This is a genomic window from Pseudomonas sp. HOU2, from assembly GCF_040729435.1.
Classification (GTDB): Bacteria; Pseudomonadota; Gammaproteobacteria; order Pseudomonadales; family Pseudomonadaceae; genus Aquipseudomonas.
This window is the reverse complement of record NZ_CP160398.1, coordinates 330148-345825: the sequence shown is the minus strand read 5'-3', so window position 1 is coordinate 345825 and position 15678 is coordinate 330148. Positions and strand designations below refer to the sequence as shown.

Here is a 15678-nt window from a genome sequence, read left to right as displayed (position 1 = left end):
TTTTCGCTTTACACCAAATCTTCCTAAAGCCCAGCCGATACAGAGATCAGGCGCACACAGATTCCCTCGAACAGTGACGCCACACTGAAACCGCCCCAAGGTCCAGTGATGACGGCAAGGACGCTCGCAGTTACCTCTACCCGAGAGTCCAACCATGTCCTTGCGTAACCTGAATATCGCGCCCCGTGCCTTCCTCGGTTTTGCCTTTATTGCCTTGCTGGTGATCGTTCTTGGCGTGTTCGCCGTCAACCGCATGACGACCATTCGCCAGACCTCCATCGACATGGAGACCAATCAACTGCCCAGCGTGACCTACCTTGGCGTGGTGACGGAAAACGTTTTGCGCCTGCGGATCCTGTCGTTCCGGATTCTGGTCAACCGCGACCCGGCAGGTCTGCAAGAAGCGCAAACGCGCATCGGCGTGCTGGTGGACAAGGTGCGCAGTGCTCAGGCCAGTTATGCCGCGTTGCCCGCCGGTAGCGAAGAGCTGGCGCAATACAAAGCGTTCGCCGCGACGCTGGAGAACTATCTGCAAGCGCAAAACCAGATGATGGAGCTGTCGCGTCAGGACAAGGTCGAGGAGATGCGCACCCTGATCAATACGCGAATCAAGGACGGCACCGATCAGATGGGCGAGCAGCTCAACAAACTGATTGCGATCAACGCCGCCGGTGCGAAAGACGCGTCCGCTCAAGCGGGCGAGCACTACGACAGCGCCATCACCGGCATCGTCATTGTCGCGGTGGTTGCCGCTTTGGCGACGGTGCTGTTGGCCCTGCTGCTGACCCGCAGCATCGTTACCCCGCTGAACCGTGCAGTGCTGGCGGCGCAAACCATTGCCGGCGGCAACCTGAGCAAAACCATTGAAGTCGACGGCAAGGACGAACCGGCCCGCCTGCTCGAAGCGCTGGCCCTGATGCAGACCAACCTGCGCAAAACCATCGAACAGATCGCCGGCTCCGCCACGCAACTTGGCGCTGCTGCCGAAGAGCTTAGCGCGGTCACCGAAGAGGCTTCCCGTGGTCTGCAGCAGCAGAACGATGAAATCGAGCAGGCTGCCACCGCCGTCAACGAGATGACCGCCGCTGTGGAAGAAGTCGCACGCAACGCGGTGTCGACCTCCGAAGCCTCGAACCAGTCGACCCAGGCCGCTCGCGAAGGTCGCGACCAGGTGGTGAAAACCGTCGACGCGATCCAGACCATGACCCACGACGTGCAGAACACCGCGCAAATGATCGAAGGCCTCGCCGCGCAGGGCCGCGACATTGGCAAGGTGCTCGACGTGATTCGCGCCATCGCCGAACAGACCAACCTGCTGGCGCTCAACGCGGCGATCGAAGCGGCGCGTGCCGGTGAGGCCGGACGCGGTTTCGCCGTAGTAGCGGACGAGGTGCGCGCCTTGGCCCATCGCACCGCGCAATCGACCCAGGAAATCGAAAAAATGGTCGCCGGCATCCAGAACGGCACGGGTGAAGCGGTTTCGTCGATGCAGCAAAGCAACCAGCGCACCCAGACCACCCTGGAAATGGCCCGCGCCGCCGGTGTGGCGCTGGAACAGATCACCCAGTCGATCCATCAGATCAACGAGCGCAACCTGGTGATCGCCAGCGCCTCGGAAGAACAGGCGCAGGTCTCCCGTGAAGTTGATCGCAACCTGGTCAATATTCGCGACCTGGCCACCCAATCGGCTGCCGGGGCCAACCAGACCAGCGCCGCCACCCATGAACTGTCGCGTCTGGCAGTGGATTTGAATGCCATGGTGGCGCGGTTTGTGATTTGACCTAGGGTGAAGGCTGGAGACCGCGCAATCAGGAGACGTGCATGCGCTATTCAGCCTTGACCCAACGCATCGCCGGGGAGGGAGCAGCGGCCTGGCAGATTCATGACCGAGCGCTGGAGATGCGCGCCGAGGGTGTCGATATCCTGCTGCTGAGCGTGGGCGATCCGGATTTCGACACGCCGCTGCCGATCATCCACGGCGCCATCGATAGCCTGCTGGCTGGCGATACGCATTATTCGGAGGTGCGTGGCCGCTTGGCGCTGCGTAAATTGATCGCTGCCCGCCACCAGCGGCGCAGCGGTCAGGTGGTGGATGCCGAGCACGTGATCGTGCTGCCCGGCGCGCAATGCGCGGTGTATTCGGTGGCGCAATGCCTGCTGGATCCGGGTGACGAAGTGATCGTCGCCGAGCCGATGTACGTCACCTACGAGGGCGTGTTCGGCGCCTGCGGTGCGACGGTGGTGCCGGTGCCGGTCAGGCCGGAGAACGGTTTTCGCGTTGATCCCGCCGATGTTGCCGCGCGGATCACGCCAAAGACCCGCGCGATGCTGCTAAACAGTCCCAACAATCCCTCTGGCGCAAGCCTGTCCCTGCTGATCTGGCAGGAACTGGCGGCGCTGTGCGTGCGCCACGATTTGTGGCTGATCAGTGACGAGGTCTACAGCGATCTGCTGTACGAGGGCGAACATATCAGCCCGGCGAGTCTACCGGGCATGGCCGAACGCACGGCGACCATCAACAGCCTGTCGAAATCCCACGCCATGACCGGCTGGCGTATCGGCTGGTCGATCGGGCCGAAAGCCTTGGCCGAGCATCTGGTGAACCTGTCGTTGAGCATGCTCTTCGGCCTGCCGGACTTCGTGCAGAAAGCAGCGGAAGTCGCGTTGGCAAGCGATCTGCCGGAGGTGACGCAGATGCGCGAGGAATATCGGTTGCGCCGGGATCTGGTGTGCGAACGCTTGCGCGGCTGCCCGGGGCTGCAGCCGATTCGCCCGGATGGCGGGATGTTCGTGATGGTCGATGTACGCCAGACCGGGTATGGCGCGCAGGCGTTTGCCGAGCGGCTGCTGGAAGGGTACGGCGTGTCGGTGCTGGCGGGGGAGGCGTTCGGGCCAAGTGCGGCGGGGCATATTCGCATCGGGCTGGTGCTGGATCGGGTGCAGCTGGCGGATGCCTGTGCGCGGATTGCGTTGTGTGCGGTGCAGCTTCTTCAGGCGCGTAGTGCCTGACAGTTTTGTGGGGCCTGTCCCGGCCTCATCGCTGGCAAGCCAGCTCCCACAGGGTTTTGTGTCGTTCTGAAATGTAATGAACACTGAATAACCTGTGGGAGCTGGCTTGCCAGCGATTTGTTCAGAACAGGCACTGAAGATATCAGCCCTGCCAAGCCGCCGGATTCACCAGATTCACCGGCTTCTCCCCAGCCAAAGCCGCCAGCAGATTGTCCACCGCACACCGTGCCATCGCCTCGCGCGTCTCATGCGTCGCCGAGCCCATGTGCGGGGTTGCCACCACATTATTCAGCTGCAACAACGGCGAATCATGATTCAGCGGCTCACGCTCGAACACATCCAGCCCCGCTGCGCGAATCCGCTGATGGCGCAACGCGTCGATCAGCGCCGCTTCATCCACCACTTTGCCCCGCGAGATGTTGATGAAAATGCTCTCGGGGCGCATCAGCGCAAACTGCTCGGCGCCGATCAAACCTTCGGTCTGCGCAGTCAGCGGCAAGGTCAGGCAGATGAAGTCCGCCTCTTGCAGCAGCGCCTCAAGGCTGCGGTACTGCGCGTCGAAACGCGCCTCGACTGCCGGTTTGCGCGACTGGCTGTGATACAGCACCGGCATGCCAAAACCGAAATGCCCGCGCTGCGCCAACGCTTCGCCAATGCGGCCCATGCCGATGATGCCCAGGGTCTTGCCATGCACATCGGTGCCGAAATGCGCCGGGCCGATGTTGCGATGCCACTGGCCGCTGCGCACCATGTTCGCCAGCTCCACCACGCGCCGGGCGGTGGCGAGGATCAAGGCGAAACCGGTGTCGGCGGTGGTTTCGGTGAGCACGTCCGGAGTGTTGCTCAGGAGGATCTTGCGCCGCGTCAGATAGTCGATGTCGTAGTTGTCGACACCCACCGAAACGCTGGCAATCGCTTGCAGTTGCGGCGCGAGGTCGAGCAACGCAGCGTCGAGTTTCAGGCTGGCGCCGAGCAAACCGTGGGCGCCGGGCAGGGCGTCGCGCAGTTTCATCAAGCCGTCGGCGTCGAGGCTTTCGATCAGTGTCACGTCACACTGTTGCTGCAGACGCGTCATCAGCGCCGGCGAGAGTTTCTTGTACAGCACGACTTGCTTTTTCATGGACGAAAAATCCTTTCAGGAATGCGCTGGCACAGGACGCGTGGCAACGGCTTTGGCCACGACGCGGTCACTGGCGCCGGGCTTGAGAAAAATCGTCAGCACCACCGACAGCAGCAACGCGCCGCTCATCAGCAGGTACGAAGCGCCGGGCGAACCGGTGGAGCTGTTCAGATAACCGACCAGATACGAGCCGCCGAACGAACCCAGCGCACCCATGCTGTTGATCAGCGCCATGGCCCCACCGGCAACGTTAGCCGGGAGGATTTCCGGAACGATGGCGAAGAACGGCCCGTACGGTGCGTACATGCAGGCGCCAGCGATCACCAGCAGCGTGTACGACCACCAGAAATGCTCGGCGCCCAGGGCGTAGGAGCCGTAGAACGCAATGGAGGCGATCAGCAGTGGCGGCCAGACGAAGCGTTTGCGTTTTTGCAGTTTGTCCGAACCCCACGACACTGCGAGCATGCCGATCACCGCCGCCAGATACGGCAGCGCCGACAGCCAGCCGGCTTCGATCATGTCCATTTGCGCGCCGGCCTTGAGGATCGACGGCAGCCACAGCACGAAGCCGTAGACGCCGATGCTCCAGCAGAAAAACTGCAGCGCCAGAATGATCACCTTCGGCGAACGGAACGCTTCGGCGTAGTTTTTCACCGCTTTGATCCCGACCTGTTCGGCGGCGAGGGCGCTTTCCAGATCGTGCTTTTCCTGGTCGCTCAGCCACTTGGCCTGAGCCGGACGATCATCGGCCAGTTTCCACCAGATAAACGCCCAAATCACCGCCGGCAAGCCTTCGATGATGAACATCCAGCGCCAACTGAAGTGCTGCACCAGATAGCCGGAAACCACCGACATCCACAGCATGGTCACCGGGTTGCCGAGGATCAGAAAAGTGTTGGCCCGCGAGCGTTCGGCACGGGTGAACCAGTGGCACAGGTAAACCAGCATCGCCGGCATCACCGCGGCTTCGACCACGCCGAGCATGAAGCGGATGACGATCAGCCAGTAGGCGTTGGACACCACCCCGGTCAGGGTGGCGAGGCCGCCCCAGAAAATCAGGCTGAAGAAAATCAGCTTTTTCACGCTGTGCTTTTGCGCGTAGATCGCTCCCGGCACCTGGAAGAAAAAGTAGCCGAGGAAGAACAGCGCCCCGAGCAATGAAGACAGGCCCGGGGTGATCATCAGGTCGGCAGCCATGCCGGAGGCGGCGGCGAAGCCGTAGTTGGCGCGATCCAGATACGCCAGGCTGTAGGTGATGAACACGATCGGCATGATGTACCACCAGCGGCGGGCGGCGAGGGTTGCAGTTTTCATGGTGTTGCTCCTGAGCTTGTTGTTTTTGTCGCAGCAGGTTCAATTAATCGGTTGTCTGAGCGGGCCTCATCGCTGGCAAGCCAGCTCCCACATGTATCTCGGGTAAGTCGACTATTGCATTCCCACCGCCGAACCCTGTGGGAGCTGGCTTGCCAGCGATGGCGGCCTCGAATTCGCTGGAGAGCTCGCACCGGGTCGGCAACCCCTCCATATCCCCGCGACTCTGCACCGCCCGACTGCCAATCCAGTTGGCGCGTTGCACCGCCTCGGCAAAACTCTGATGCTCCAGCAGGGCACTGATCATGCCGACGGCAAATCCGTCCCCCGCACCCACGGTGTCGACCACGTTGGCCACCGGTACCCCGGCGACAAAACCCTGATCCAGTTGCGTGCGGTAATAGGCACCTTGCGGCCCGAGTTTGATCGCCACGGCTTCGGCACCCTGATCGAGATAAAACGCCGCGATATCCGCCGGGTCTTCGAATCCGGTCAGCAACCGACCCTCGCTCAAACCCGGCAGCACCCAGTGGGCGAGGGCGGCGAGGCGGTTGATCTCGCGGATCATCTCTTGCTCAGAGGCCCACAGGCTTGGGCGCAGATTGGGGTCGAACGACACGCTGCGCCCGGCATGGCGCATGCGCGTCATCAGCTCGCAAGACATTTCCCGGGCGCTCGCCGACAGTGCCGGTGGAATCCCGGTGGCGTGCAGGTGGCGGGCGCTCAGCAGGCTGTCACTGATCGACAGCGGTGACAGATGACTGGCCGCCGAGCCACGGCGGAAATACTCGACTTGCGGATCGCTGCCATCGTCGTTACGCGACTTGAACTGGAAACCGGTCGGATGCGCGCTGTCGACTGCGACGTGACTGCAATCCAGACCTTCCTCGATCAAGGTCTGGACCACGAAGCGTCCGAGGGAATCGGCGCCGACCCGGCTCAGCCACGCCACATTGAAACCCAGGCGCGACAGGCCGATCGCCACGTTGCTGTCGGCGCCGGCAATGCGTTTGTGAAAGTGCTCGACGGCAGCCAGATCACCGGTCTGTTCGGCGACCAGCATCGCCATGGTTTCGCCGAACGACAGAATATCGATCTCAGACATGGGCAGGCTCCAGACGCGATTGGCCGAGGCGGGCGAGGGCGGCGACATGTTCGGTGGTCAGTGCCACCAGATCATCGCCCTGCAACGGGTATTCGGCGGCACGCATAACGCCGTGGGCCATGTGCCGCAGCAGTTGTTCCCACAAATGCAGGTCGCTGACGGCCGGTGGTACGGCGACCAGTTTGCCGTCGGCGCGGCGCGCTACCGCTTTGCAATGCACGTAGCCGACGTGGCGTCCGAGCAGGCGTGCGGCGTTGGCGGCGGACTGGTCCTGCCACTGCCAGTTGCCGATGTCGAAGGTCATCTTGATTGGCAAATCATGCTGCTCCACCGCCGCGAAAAAACGCTGGAACGGCTCGATGCGGCCGCCCTGCAAGGTCTGGTCGTTTTCCACCAGCAACTGCACCGGGCTGGCGCCGAGCAGCTGTTTCAGCGCCTGCAAATCACAGTTGTCGGTGAAGTAACCGAGCGAGACTTTCAGCCATTTCGAGCCGAATGCCTCTGCGTGTTGCAGGGCGTTGATCAGCTCCGGATTGGGCCGTGCCTGCCCGGCGAGCCACAGTTCGCTCGGCGACGAATAAATGCTTTGCAGGCCCTGCGCCTGGGCGGCGGCGTGCAGTTGCTCGGGCACTTCGCGGGTCAGCAACTCTTCGCGCCACTCGATGCGATCAGCGCCAGCAGCGGCCAGCACATCGATGAAGAAGTCTTGGCCGCGCTGGCGCACGAGCTCGGCGCCGTAGCTGGACAGGCTGATGGAAACGGCAGGTTTATTCATTGTTATCTACCTCTGAAACCGGTTTCATTTTTGTTCAAAAAAATATCAGGTGGTTCTGTGATGGCCTTTCGGGCCTCATCGCTGGCAAGCCAGCTCCCACAATTTTCTGGGGGGCTGGATAGATTGCATTGACACCACAAAACCCTGTGGGAGCTGGCTTGCCAGCGAAGGCGTCAGCTCAAACACCACCAATCCTTCTGGTAGAACCCCGCTCAACCAACACCGGCGCAAAATCCACCCTGCGCGCTACCTCGACATCCCCTCGCAAGCGCTTGAGCAAACACTCAAACGCCCGCGCGCCAATCTCGGCCGTCGGCTGGGCGAGGGCGGTAATCCCGCTGCCCACCAACGGGTACCAATCCAGATCATCCAGGGCAATCAGCCCGACATCCTCGAACAACCGGCAACCGATTTCGCGCAAGGCCAGGGTGCAGGCCAGCGCCGCCACGCCGTTGGCGCAGAACAGGGCTTTAGGTCCGGTCGCTGGTGTGGTTAAAAAGGTTTGCAGATGAGTGGCGAGTGCGTCGTCGGTTTCCAGTACGACGCCGGTCAACCCGGAGCGCCGGGCAATTTGCGCCTGAAAACTGCTGACCCGCTCGATCCGCGAACTGGTGCCGTCATACGGTTCGGTTACCAGCAGCACATCGCGATAGCCACGATGCTGAAGATGCTCCAGCGCCATCTCGATGGCTTGCGGGTTGTTCAGCCCGACCATGTCGCTGTCCAGGCCTTCCACCTTGCGGTCCACCAGTACCAACGGCATCTCGCGGTGCAGTTCGTGGAGTTCTTCACGGTGATGGCCGAGGGTGTTCACGATCAGCCCTTCGATGTTGTACGAGCGCAACAGCGCCAAATGCTGGCGCTCCTGCTCATCGTCGCGGTCGGTGTTGCATACCACCAGGCTGTAACCGTGCGCACGGCAGGCGGTTTCCACCCCGTGCATCACGGCAATAGAATAAGGGTTGCGGATATCGGCCACCAGCATGCCGATCAGGCGGGTGCGCCCGCGTTTCAGGCCACGGGCCATCTGGTTCGGGCGATAACCCAGCTCACTGATCGCTTGCTCGATACGCAGGGCAATAGCTTCGGAGAGCAGGGCGCGGTCGTCGCCGATAAAGCGCGAGACGCTGGCCTTGGAGACGCCGGCGCGTTCGGCGACATCAAGCATGGTCACGCGGCTGCGCTGGGCGGCGGAGAAGTCGTTCATGTAGGCGGGCCTTGTTTTTATACTGTGAAACCGGTTTCAGGAAACCTCATCAGCCGCGCTACGTCAACAGGGATATGTGGCGAGTGATCAGAAGAAATCTGACAGACGGTCGTTTTACCTGTCAGATCTGACAGTTGGTCGATGCCGAGAATTGGCGCCTAATTGATTCCAGTACCACTCTGGAAATCAACGGGGAATGACATGCCTGACAATATTCTCGTCTATGACGCTCCGCAGGTTCGTGGTATCCCGGAAAGCGATCCTGCCGGGAACATTCCGCCTGATCTCCTGCAGAATGGTATTGAGGTCATTATTCCTGTATGGCCGCAACAGTCCCCACCCGGAGAGCAAGATACTCTGATTGTTCGGCTGACACGAAACGGTGTTGTCGAGTTTATTTCTACAACGACTTATACATCGCCTATTACAGCGCCCGAGATCATTATTCCCATCGGTCCACAGTTTCTGATCAATGATGGCATCGTGGAGTTGTCTTATGAGACACAAAACTTTGTAGGTAATCCCGCTTACTCTGCTTCTCGAACTTTAACCATCGATCACACTCCCGTTCCGGTCAATCTGCCCGCGCCGGATTTCCCCGCAGCCAATATATGGGGGTATCTCAATTGCAGTTCCAACCCTCCAGTCTGGAACGGGATTGAGGTCAAGGTACCGCCACTGCCAGCTTTTTGTCAGATTGGTGATGTCTGTGCAGTGGAATGGTCCGGTTATTCAACTCTGAATGGCAGTGGAACTGTCATCCCGGGTACTTACAAACGAATCGACAAAACACTGTTGAGTGCGCAGGAAATTGCTGTCGGTTTCTCTATCACGGTAGAGCCATTTGTGCCGCATATAGAACCTATGAAAAAGGATGCATCGGGCAAGGCCGGTTATTCAATTTATCGTGGTTTCAGATTGATCGGGTCCTCAAACAGTGGAGTGGTCAAGATTGACCGGATAATTCCCGGTGAAAACTTGCCGTGCGGTCCTTGAAAGTATTGGTACAAAGCGTCAAACCCTAGCACCGACTTTCGCGTCTCGCCGGATAAGGTGCCTTTATGCATGAGAAACGGAGATCACGTCATGAACACCAGAGTAAGAAATACTGCCTTCAACAAACAGGTTCGGTTGCAAGGTAACGGCCCATCGAATTTGCCCGGTGCCACTATTGCCGACAGAATTCCTGGAGATGGGCGTATTCCGATTTCGAAGTTGAATGCAAACCTGCCGTATACGATTCCTCAGCCGCCTGACGAATTCGCGAACGATACGCTGGACGTCAATCTATACGTCAATGGTGGTACAACCCCTATCACGCTTTTACTCGATCATCCTCTGGGTCCAATTGCCAATCGCACCTGGCCCCTGCCGCTCGCGATACCACTGGCCCGACTTGTAGAGTTGCCAACACCGGAAACGCCCACCGAATATGACCTTGAATACATCATCTATGCCGGAGGTGCTAACCCGACTGACGCCGATATCACCCAATACCGCATCGACAAGACCAAGCCTTACCAGATCAAGTCACCAGCCTCGGACCTGTCGCCACCCGCGATCATTTTTCCCGCAGATTTGCCACCCAGTCAGGAGATCGATGATGCCTACCTGGGCGCCCACCCTGGCGGTATCGACGTCAGAATCACGCTCGCAACGTTCAATGCCGAAGCGACAGACGTTTGTGATATCTACTTTGGCATCACGAACGATCCGGCCTATGCCACACCCGTTCTGAAAGATGTGACTGTTCCGGCGAGCGGGCTAATCAACATTCCTCTCAGTATTCTCAATGCTCTGAAGGATGGGGTGAATGAGCTGAGATTCATAGTCAAGGATCGGGTAGGCAATATCAGTCACAGGTCAAAACAAAACACGCGAGTGGTCCGGCACCTTGCTCCCCCTGTGCCGAAGAAACCTGATGTTCCGCTGGCGGATGGCACGGATGGCGATACCCTGATTGATGTGGCGGATTGCATGCTTGGGGTCACTGTCGAAGTGCCCGTTCCCCAGCCCAGCGCGCCTTCCGACTCCATCCGGGTATATTGGGGCAAAACGCAAGCAGGTTCCGAGCAGCCTGTGGGCACCAATACGACGCTGGTCTTTCCGGTGGATTACGCAATCATCAAAGCAGAATACGGTGTCACTGACGTGCCTGTCCCAACTAATGTCCGTTACGAAATGTTCCGGGGAGCTGGCGCGCCGATTGCCACGGAAGACACCGATATCGAAGTCGATATCTTCCAGGATGGCCCCGACAATCCCGATGAGCCGAGCGACGTCAACCCGAACTTTGATTTGCCACGACTGGTTTCTTCTCAAGGCGTCGATAACATCCTCGACGATAACGACTATGGCAAGGATGCGGAAATCTTCGTAAAACTCTATGCCGCTCCTCCTGCCGAAACCGCGCTGTCAGTCACCGTGTTTTATGACGATGTAGCGTTAACGCCGGATATCCTGTTGCAGCCTGGCGATGAGGGAACGGAACTGGGGCCTGTTCCGGTGCCATGGAGTGTTATCGAGTTGAAACAAAACGCAACTATCAAGATCAAGTGGAAACTTTCCCGGATTGGCGGGAACAACCCGGTATTTTCGAAAGAACAGGATGTTGTTGTAGACATCACAAAAATCGACTTGCCGGCCCCGGTGGTAAGTGATCTGGTAAGGAACCGGATTTCCTGCCAGACATTGAACTTCCCGCCGAATGGGGATGGTACTACTCGACGCAATCTCAAAGTGACTGTGCCGCAAAGTCCTTCAATGGTTGTCGGGCGCACAGTGACTTTGACTTGGGAAGGGTTCTCGGATGAAAACGCTACCGTTCCTATTCCGGGAACCCGCGTGCAAGTTGTTGACCAACCGGTTCCGGATCCGGTTAAAGATATGGTGTTCGAAATCGGCGTATACGCAACTCATCTGAAACCTGTATCAGCAGGCTGGGGCAAACTGACCTACGCAATCTCCAGCGTTCTACCGGAATCGACACCTGCCATTCACGCCGTATTCCTGGTCAATAACGAAGGTAAATTTTGTGAAGAAGTCAGTCCTTGATTGACGTGTGAATCAATGGGGGCGTGTATTTGTTTCACGCCCTCATGTTCACATCTGCGTTTTAATCTTCGTGTGCATAGAGTTATCGCTCATGAGAAAAGGATAAGTCCTACAGATAACAAAGTAATTGCTCTATAGCCTTGCACCCCTTCAGAAACGAGATGCCGGGCATCTCGTCGTATTCGATCGTTTATTTTTCGGAGCAGGTGACCAGTATGTATTTACGTTCGTTCCGTGGCTTTTCATTGAAAGGACTGTGCTTGCCATTTCTTGTGATTTCTTCCTTTGCCAGTGCAGCACCCGTAGTAGGGGGCACCGCGAACGTCAATACAGGAGATGCCATCGAACGCTGGGATCTCACTCAAAATGCCACGCTGAACGTCAACAATGCCGAGACCCTGGCAATCACCGCCAACCGCTCGACGGTGAATGTCAACGCTGGTAGCCGAACTCAGGGTATCAGTGCCACCAACAACTCGACGGTGAATCTGAGCGGCGCCAACCTGTCGAGCGTGGGTGTCCGAGCGGGTTTGCAGCTTGTCTCAAGTCTGGGCAACGTCGACAACAGCACGATCAATGCGGACAGAATCGGTCTGTCGGCGGCGCGCGTGTTCGGCACGCAGGCGGGCTCGACAGCCAATATCACCAATAACAGCATCATCACCGGCGTGACCGCTGGCGCCCTGGCCACCTCCCACAGCCTGATCAATGTCGCCGACTCGACCCTTGAGGGAACCGGCCCTTCGGGTTATGGCCTGTGGCTGCAGAGTGCTGATGCCGTTGCCAGAAACAGTACCCTCACGGGCGCTCAGAACGGTGTCTTCATCGCGCTGGATGTAACAGGCGTAGCACCCGCCACGTTGAATCTGGACAACACCACTGTTCAGGGTAAAAACGGTTCCGCCATTCTGGTGGATTTCGCTAATGTCGAGCGGACCACCGCGACATTGACACTTTCCAACTCCAGACTTCTGGCGGGCAATAACACCTTGGTTGAGGTCAGGGGCGGTTCCGATGTTTCAATGACCGTCAACAGCAGTACACTCAATGGCGATATCGTGACGGAGGCGGGCAGCACGTTCGGGCTGACCTTGCAGAACAATTCGGTGCTGACTGGCCGGCTTGGAAACGTGGCCAACGCCACGATCAACGACAACTCACAATGGGTGCTGGTGGATAACAGCCAGGTCGGAAATCTTGTGCTCAATGGTGGCTCGGTCAAGTTCGGGGCAGACAACGCGTTCTATCAACTGGATGTGACCAATCTGTCCGGCAACGGCCATTTCATCATGGGTACCGATCTGGCGACCGGCCAGACCGATTTGCTCAACGTCACCGGCACGGCCAGCGGTTCGCACGAATTGCTCATTGCCAGCAGCGGTACGGAACCGCCTGCGGGTCAGCCAGTGACGGTGGTCAAGACCAACGGTGGCTCCGCACAATTTTCGCTGCAGGGCAATGTCGTCGATCAAGGCGCGTATTCCTACGCCTTGGCCAAGAGTGGCAACGACTGGATTCTTGACCCGACCTCTCGCATTGTCAGCCCGGGCGCACGCTCGGTACTGGCACTGTTCAATACGCCTCTGCCGACCTGGTATGGCGAGCTGACCTCGTTGCGCAGCCGGATGGGTGAGTTGCGTTTCAATGGCGGGCAGGGCGGCGCCTGGGGGCGGACCTATGGCAATCAATATCAGATCGCTGACGGATCCGGTGTCGGCTACCGGCAGAGTCAGGTGGGGTTCACCCTGGGGGCTGACACCACCCTGCCGGTAGGGGACGGTCAGTGGCTGGTTGGTGTGATGGGCGGCCACAGCAAGTCCGACCTCGATCTGAATGCGGGCACGTCGGGTAATGTCGACAGTTACTACCTGGGCACTTACGCCACCTGGCTGGATGCAAACAGCGGTTATTACGCCGATGCCGTGTTGAAAGTGAACCGGTTTCGCAACGAAGCGAAGGTCAGCCTGAGCGACGGCGCCCGGGCCAAAGGCGACTATGACAACACGGGGGTCGGTGGATCGGTGGAATTCGGTCGGCACATCAAGCTTGACGACGGTTATTTCGTCGAGCCCTTCACCAAGTGGTCGGCCGTGGTCATTCAGGGCAAAGACTTTTCGCTGGACAACGATTTGCAGGCAGACGGTGGCCGCGCACGTTCACTCCTCGGTGAAGCGGGTGTGACGGCGGGTCGCAACTTCAAACTGAACAATGACGTTGAAGTGCAACCTTATCTGCGGGTGGGTGGCGGCTATGAGTTCGCCAAAAACAACGAAGTGAAGGTCAATGACAACGTGTTCAAGAACGATCTTTCCGGGGCACGGGGAATGGTCGGAGCCGGTGTCGCGGCATCGGTATCGAAAAACCTGCAAATGCATGCCGACTATGAATACAGCGACGGCAAGAACTTCCGTCAACCCGCCGGATTGACCCTGGGCTTGCGATACACGTTCTGATCGGCATACTGGAAATTAGAAAAGGAGGCTTCGGCCTCCTTTTCTTTTAGATGGCTAACCGGCCTGGCGTCGATCAATCAGCATGGGCCCCTGCGGGATGACGGTGGACGCGGAATTCGCCGCATAGGTGGTGTTGGCAGGGTTTCAAATTTGACGTACAGATTGACGGTTCTAATTGTGTCCTCATCCCGATTTTCGAGTGTGGCGTTAATAATGCCACTGAAAATGGATTTATCAGCGTCGAATGCGAGTTCAGCTATTCCATTGTTGTTGGTATAGGAGATTGGTGTACCCGGTGTAGAACTATCGACAAAAATTACCTGGACGCTAGGAGAGCCAGGAAGCAATGCATATCTGTCGTTCGCGAGACCCTTGGTAAAAGAAACCGTGACTTCCTTGGTTTTATAATCCGGGGCCGCCCCCCGCTGTGTGGCCTGCATGACATGTGCCTCACCATGAGGCGGGGGGTAGGTCGCCTCAGACAGTATTACCATGCTGGCCTTGTAAGGCTCTGTTACATTGATTGTTCCTGTACATGAGCCTTCCATCACTGATTGGTATGGCACTTTTGCTAATGCGTTCATAGATCCAGCCTCCGCTGTCATGACAAAGGGTATCTCGCCGTTCAATACAGGCGGGATAGCCTATGAGATGCCAGCCAGACGAAGCTGTAAACTGTCAGACTTTACAGGTATACATCGCCGTTTTTATGTGATTTTTTATTGGCGTCGATTCTTGTGTTTGTGAATGACCTTCAACCAAACAACCCTGCCGCAATATTGATCGAGAAGCCCAGAATCGCCGTGTTGAACACAAACCCGATCAATGACTGTGCCAGTACGATCTTGCGAATGTCGCGAGTGGCGACGCCGACATCGGCCGTCTGTACCGCGACCCCGATGGTGAACGAGAAATACAGGAAGTCCCAGTAATTGGGTGTTGTCAGGCCCTCGGCAAAGCGCAGTGCCGGCTCCTTGCCGTCCCAGGTGTAAAACAGCCGGGCGTAGTGCACGCTGAAAATCACCCCGATCACCAGCCACGAACCTACGACGGTGAGGGCGGTGAACGCGTAATGCAGAAGTTTGCGATGGGTATCCAGATCTTTGGTGCCGGCCAGCTCCAGGGTGATGGCGGCCAGGCTGGCCAACGCCGCGATACACACCACGAACAATACCAGCCCGGCGTTTTCGTCTTCGATGACGGCGATACGTTTGACGTCCGGCGCCTTCGCCCGAACGGTCAACCAGAACATCAGGATCAGGTAGGTCCAGACGCCGGCATTCCAGCCAATCAGTATTTTGCTGATGATCGAATCGGCAGGGACCAGCAGGCCGGTGGCAAGGCCCACCAGAGCGGCGGCGGACAGGCGAGGGTGGGTGCGGGCGAGAAAGCGCATGAGGACTCACAGTGATGATCAATCCCGGAACCTTAGCGCACGCAGCAGTGCTTTTGTAGGAGCTGACGTTTTGGAGCGCTTCATCACCACCACAACGAACAACGGCACCACTGTGTGACAGGCTTGTGATTCGAGTGGCGCTCGTCCAACTGTTCGGGCTTAGGGGCCAGAGTAGAAAGGTGGATGGCAGCTTTGCTCCCACTCGTGCTTCAAGCACCGCGGACTCACAGCTTGCCATCCACCCCTCT

Annotated in this window: 12 protein-coding genes; 5 read left to right on the top strand and 7 right to left on the bottom strand. The window is 58.5% G+C overall.

What is annotated here, in order from left to right; all coding sequences use genetic code 11:
* The first annotated feature begins 154 nt into the window (after positions 1-154).
* On the top strand, positions 155-1780 hold the full coding sequence (locus ABV589_RS01540) for a methyl-accepting chemotaxis protein (RefSeq protein WP_367084590.1): 1626 nt from the start codon (positions 155-157) through the stop codon (positions 1778-1780).
* Between the two features lie 41 nt (positions 1781-1821).
* Positions 1822-3009, top strand: coding sequence for an aminotransferase class I/II-fold pyridoxal phosphate-dependent enzyme (locus ABV589_RS01535; protein ID WP_367084589.1), 1188 nt, complete (start codon positions 1822-1824; stop codon positions 3007-3009).
* 142 nt (positions 3010-3151) lie between these two features.
* Here ABV589_RS01535 and ABV589_RS01530 read toward each other — a convergent pair whose 3' ends face one another.
* The 5 genes from ABV589_RS01530 to ABV589_RS01510 all read right to left on the bottom strand — a co-directional run bounded on the left by ABV589_RS01530 (position 3152) and on the right by ABV589_RS01510 (position 8527).
* Complete coding sequence (locus ABV589_RS01530; protein WP_367084588.1) at positions 3152-4129, bottom strand: D-glycerate dehydrogenase; 978 nt, start codon at positions 4127-4129, stop codon at positions 3152-3154.
* A 15-nt stretch (positions 4130-4144) separates the two neighbouring features.
* A complete protein-coding gene (locus tag ABV589_RS01525; protein WP_007963386.1) occupies positions 4145-5443 on the bottom strand; it encodes an MFS transporter in 1299 nt (432 codons plus the stop codon).
* 43 nt (positions 5444-5486) lie between these two features.
* A complete protein-coding gene (locus tag ABV589_RS01520; RefSeq protein WP_367084587.1) occupies positions 5487-6545 on the bottom strand; it encodes a sugar kinase in 1059 nt (352 codons plus the stop codon).
* Entirely contained in the window at positions 6538-7320 is a 783-nt protein-coding gene (locus ABV589_RS01515) for a TIM barrel protein (RefSeq protein WP_367084586.1), read from the bottom strand. Before ABV589_RS01515 ends, ABV589_RS01520 begins: the two co-directional genes overlap by 8 nt.
* Before the next feature lie 178 nt (positions 7321-7498).
* Positions 7499-8527, bottom strand: coding sequence for a LacI family DNA-binding transcriptional regulator (locus ABV589_RS01510; protein WP_367084585.1), 1029 nt, complete (start codon positions 8525-8527; stop codon positions 7499-7501).
* A 201-nt stretch (positions 8528-8728) separates the two neighbouring features.
* On the opposite strand from ABV589_RS01510, the gene ABV589_RS01505 reads away from it, so the two are divergent.
* The 3 genes from ABV589_RS01505 to ABV589_RS01495 all read left to right on the top strand — a co-directional run bounded on the left by ABV589_RS01505 (position 8729) and on the right by ABV589_RS01495 (position 14034).
* Positions 8729-9523 carry a hypothetical protein gene (locus ABV589_RS01505; protein WP_367084584.1) on the top strand — a complete coding sequence of 265 codons (795 nt, stop codon included), beginning with the start codon at positions 8729-8731 and terminating at the stop codon, positions 9521-9523.
* Between the two features lie 90 nt (positions 9524-9613).
* On the top strand, positions 9614-11581 hold the full coding sequence (locus tag ABV589_RS01500; protein WP_367084583.1) for a hypothetical protein: 1968 nt from the start codon (positions 9614-9616) through the stop codon (positions 11579-11581).
* Positions 11582-11742: 161 nt separating this feature from the next.
* Complete coding sequence (locus tag ABV589_RS01495; RefSeq protein WP_367084582.1) at positions 11743-14034, top strand: autotransporter outer membrane beta-barrel domain-containing protein; 2292 nt, start codon at positions 11743-11745, stop codon at positions 14032-14034.
* Between the two features lie 77 nt (positions 14035-14111).
* On the opposite strand, the gene ABV589_RS01490 is transcribed toward ABV589_RS01495, so the two are convergent.
* Positions 14112-14618 (bottom strand): hypothetical protein, encoded by a 507-nt coding sequence (locus ABV589_RS01490; protein WP_367084581.1) that lies wholly within the window; start codon positions 14616-14618, stop codon positions 14112-14114.
* Between the two features lie 170 nt (positions 14619-14788).
* Positions 14789-15430: a DUF1345 domain-containing protein gene (locus ABV589_RS01485; RefSeq protein ID WP_102355174.1), complete on the bottom strand. Its 642-nt coding sequence runs from the start codon at positions 15428-15430 to the stop codon at positions 14789-14791.
* Between the last annotated feature and the right edge of the window lie 248 nt (positions 15431-15678).